Origin of the sequence: Synechococcus sp. R8-2 (assembly GCF_047461715.1) — a bacterium.
Taxonomy (GTDB): Bacteria; Cyanobacteriota; Cyanobacteriia; order Thermostichales; family Thermostichaceae; genus Thermostichus.
On sequence record NZ_JANSHQ010000489.1, the window covers coordinates 1 to 674 of the forward strand.

1 protein-coding gene is annotated in these 674 nt (G+C 59.9%); it reads left to right on the top strand.

What is annotated here, in order from left to right:
• Positions 1-674: carotenoid oxygenase family protein (locus NW819_RS11425; protein WP_414413812.1), on the top strand; the 674-nt coding region annotated here is incomplete at both ends.

Sequence of the window (674 nt, forward strand, 5' to 3'; positions counted from 1 at the left end):
GATTTTGTCTGGACACCCCGCTACCGTATCTTTTTCCAAAATCCCTTGGCTTTCAACCCCCTGCCGTTTGTGTTGGGCTGGCAACCGGCGGGCACCTGTTTGACCTTGAAACCGGGGGAGCCGACCCGCATCTGGCTCTTTCCCCAGGGCGGTAAGCCGCTGCAACTGGAAGCGGAGCCGGGGTTTGTTTTCCATTTTGTCAACGGCTACGAAGTCGGGGATCGGGTTGTGGTGGATGCCGTCCTCTATGAGAACTACCCTGCCCTGGAGCCGGATGCCGATTACCTGCAGATTGACTTTGCCCAAATTCCAGCGGGCAAGCTGTGGCGGTTCTATCTGGATCCCAAGGCGGGCAGTGTGCGCCGAGAACTGCTGCTGGATCGCTCGGTGGAGTTTCCGGCCATCCACCCGGCTCAAATGGGGGGATCCCACCGCTACATCTACATCGGGGCCACCCATGCTCCTGGCCCCAATGCTCCTCTGCAAGCCATCCTCAAGCTGGATACCGCCACAGGCCGCACACAGCAGTACAGCTTTGCCCCCCGCGGCTTTGTGGGAGAACCGGTGTTCATCCCCGATCCAGAAGGTCAGGGCGAAGAGGCAGGGTGGATCGTGACGGTGGTTTTTGATGCGGCCAGCCAGCGCTCTCAAGTGGTGATCCTAGAAGCAGCCGA